The organism is Methylobacterium sp. yr668, from assembly GCF_900116245.1.
Taxonomy (GTDB): domain Bacteria; phylum Pseudomonadota; class Alphaproteobacteria; order Rhizobiales; family Beijerinckiaceae; genus Methylobacterium.
Genome location: NZ_FOZY01000086.1, coordinates 1 through 3432, shown reverse-complemented (window position 1 = coordinate 3432; position 3432 = coordinate 1). Strand labels below are relative to the sequence as shown.

2 protein-coding genes are annotated in these 3432 nt (G+C 62.2%); both read left to right on the top strand.

The window, feature by feature from the left end; translation table 11 throughout:
• The coding region (locus tag BM419_RS32735) for a hypothetical protein (protein WP_210188188.1) at positions 1-563 on the top strand (563 nt) is incomplete at its 5' end.
• 1226 nt (positions 564-1789) lie between these two features.
• On the top strand, positions 1790-2986 hold the full coding sequence (locus BM419_RS31490; RefSeq protein ID WP_091928767.1) for a hypothetical protein: 1197 nt from the start codon (positions 1790-1792) through the stop codon (positions 2984-2986).
• The last annotated feature ends 446 nt before the right edge of the window (positions 2987-3432 follow it).

The following is a 3432-nucleotide window of genomic DNA, read 5'->3' as shown; positions in this document are numbered from 1 at the left end:
CCGAGCACTTCAGCGCCGCTCGCTCGCCCAGCCATCGTCACGCGACCGACGATGCACTAACTTCGAACCTGGGCCACCGCATGGGGGCAGGCCACGCTGCGGATCGCGATCGAAAATCTTGCTTTGAATACGCGTCTACGGAGCTTTCGATGCCAGCCGCAAGTTGTTGCATAGGAAAATATCTAGGTTCATTTCTGCTATATACCGCCGGATCCAGCGTCGTTTTCGCGGATATGAGGGTGAATCGTTCCGTCGACGGCAAAATTGTCTCGATGTCTAACCTGTCGCCGGCGAAGGACTGTTCTTCGATGGCCTTGCGCGGCCGCATCAGCGATCTAACATTCGAGCAGGGAACGGTACGCGGATTAACACTTAACCAAAGAGGCGGCGAGCAGCACATCAACGTACCCGCTTTGTACGATTTTCCCGATCCACGCCAGAAAGCGATTACTCGCGATAGATATTCCACATTGATCCGCAACGGCCGCACCGTGACGATCAAGGCTCTGTTCTGCGGCGCAGCGGGAAAAATCGTGAAAATGGACGCGATCTCAACAGAGTAGGGACCATATCATGTCAACCAGATCGGGGGCGGTCGCCCTCCTATTCATGCTGTGCTGCGTCCAGGTTGCGAACTCGGGGTGGAAGCCGGCAAAAGGAACTCCGTATCCTGCGTTCACCTCCTGCGTCTCCTCCAATCTGTGCATATTCGTCTCGTGCCGGCGCGGTGGCGAAAGGTCCTTCGAGATCTACTCCGTCGAGAATGGTCTAAGCGCTGGAGATACGCTATCCCTCTCCGCTGCCGGACGACAGATCAAGCTGACCGTACTGCCGAGGACCAACAACGAGCTGTACAGCTGGCCGTTGCGACCGGACATAGATGAACTACTGAGCTCGGGCGGTAAAGCGGCCATCGTCTTCGACGAACGCACCAAGTGGCCCGTAAGGACTCACGGCTATGCATCGGCGAAGTCAAGCCTGTCGCGTCAATGCAAAGGCTGACTCCGGGCTGCTTGGGACGACTATCGGGAGACGTACGATGTTTATGGGAAGACTGACTTTCGTGATCCTGATGGGTTCGCTCTTTGCAGCGCCGGCTGTGGCGGAATCAAGAGCGGCGGCCTACTTGGCAAAGCAGGAGATCAATGACGGGTGCGATGGTCGTCAAGGGCGCATCGATCCCGCCGGCCTGATCGAGCGGGATCTCGATGGTGACGGCATGCCCGACTTGATTATATCCCACGAGGCGATCCGATGTGCCGGTAAAAATTTCACGGAGCAGTCATTGCGGCATGCAGGTTTGCTCCGTACTGTTCTATCTGCGTCGCGGATCATTGCTCCAGAAGGCCCACGATATGCTGGGTGCCAACGTCAAGGTAGGCCGCGAGCGCATCCCGAAGGTCCATATGGATGCCCATGGCGGAGGTGGAGGCTACGTTCGTTGGAATGGGAAGTCTTTTGATTGAGAACTGATGTCTCGCGACGACGTCCAACATTCATAGATATCCGCGGTCGGAGCCATCACAAATCATGACATCTCCAGCATTCGGCCGATGCGGCTACAGCCGGACGATCGGCGAGATGCGCTTGGAGGCGGCGTTCGATCGGATCGCTCCCCGGCCGAGGTTCTCGGCACCGACAGCCAGGATCCGGGACGATCCGACGACCGACGACCGACGTCGGTCGCCGATCAAGCTGTCCCGACATGCGTGGCCCGCGATCGGGTGGCCGTGCACCGCAACGTCGGGCATGATGCCCTGCACATGATCGGCGGACCTGGGGAGGTCACATGCGGTTCCTGGTGGCGACGATTGTTTTGATCGGACTGTGCGGTCAGGCGAATGCCCAGGGCAAATCGAAGAAGCCGCAACCTCAGCAGCCGTCGACCCGCTACCTCAGCTTTTCGGAAGGGTCCCTGGACGGTTCGGCGACGTATCTGATCGACGGCGTCCTGAAGTTGACCTCGCAGGGCAGCCAGATCACCGACGCGAGCATCGACGTCTGCTACCCGACAAGCACCCTGTCGCGGCGCGTCGACCGTCTGGTGATCCCGCTGAAGGCCGACGGCGCGAACTTCTCCGGAGCCGGAGCAAGCTCGGCGGGGGATCGGGTCGCCGTGTCGATCAAGCGGAGCGGCTCGAAGGACGAGCAGCAGCTGAACGGCTCTCTGAAGCTTCCGGACCATAGCGTCGCCATCGCAGCCACCGGCCTGACGTTCTCGGAGGAGGATCCGACCGCGTTGCCCTCCGGTTCGACGGCAGAGGACGAGACTGAAGACGTGAGCGACAAGCCCGTACCCGATCCCGGAACCCTCTCGGTGACGACGAAGCTTCCGAACGTCGTCGATCTGGTGAAGCTGGTCCGCACTGAAGGTGCCCGGATGGATCCCGCCGGTCTGGTCCCGAACTGCGCCGACCTGAGAGGCGGCACCTCGTCGATCTCGATCGACGTCGATCCGGAGAGAGCTCCCGCGCTCCTCGAGAAGGTGAAGAAGCTCCCGGGAGTGGCGACTGCGGAATACGGGCAGGTCGCCGACAAGTCCCAGCTCGTCAAGCTCAAGGCGAAGCCGGGCGACGCCGATCTGATCGCCGCCCTCGGTCGCGCATTGCCGAAGGCCATCCCCGATGCGACGATCGTCTCGTCGGGCAAGGACGCCGGGCGAGGCGAGATCCAGATGGCCCTCACCCGCAAGGTGTCCTACCTGGATCCGATGGGAGCTCAGGAAGCGATCTCGCTCCGGGCTACCGCGTGGCAGGATCCTCAGGACAAGTCCGTCTCCTACGTCCAGCTCCGGGGTGTCGATGCGAGACTTGTCGATACCGGCAAGGAGAAGGTCTTCTCGGTAGGGCCCGCCGAGTCCGAGGGGGAGGACGCCGTCGTCGCCTCCGATCTCGACACGGCGACAGCACAGCAGGCGATAGCTGCGGCATTGGCTTCTGATCTGCACGGGCAGATCTGGGCCGAAGATGCGTGGGTGTCGAAGTAGCAGGTCGCCCGCACGCCTGGATGCCGACGACGGGCGAGTGCTGGAGGCGGCCGCACACTCGAAACGCCGCCCTCACCGTGGAGCGCGATCGGTACCTGCCGAGCGTGAGCCCCGGCCGCATGGTCGACGAGGAGGCCGACCTGGAGAGTGACACGATCGGATGATGCGTCGGAGGCTATGCCGGCCGAATGCGGGGGAAAAGGCCACGTAAACGATCGGCGGGCGACGACATGCATCCGCCGATCGTAAGGCTAGCTAGGAACGCTCGAAGGTCCGTCGATGCTCTACCACGCGGCCTGAAGGCCAGCGGTGAACACCTGGGCGGTGGCGCCGGGGCGGACATCGCCGGTGTAGCCCACCGACAGCCGCACGCCCGCGGCGACCGCCCCCGTCAGGCTCACCCCCAGAACCGCGCCGTCCCGGCCCAGCGCGCTCGTCAGGCCCGC

Excerpts from the sequence above, each read along its gene's own strand:
- BM419_RS31490 (WP_091928767.1), top strand. The coding sequence starts at position 1,790 with ATGCGGTTCCTGGTGGCGACGATTGTTTTGATCGGACTGTGCGGTCAG.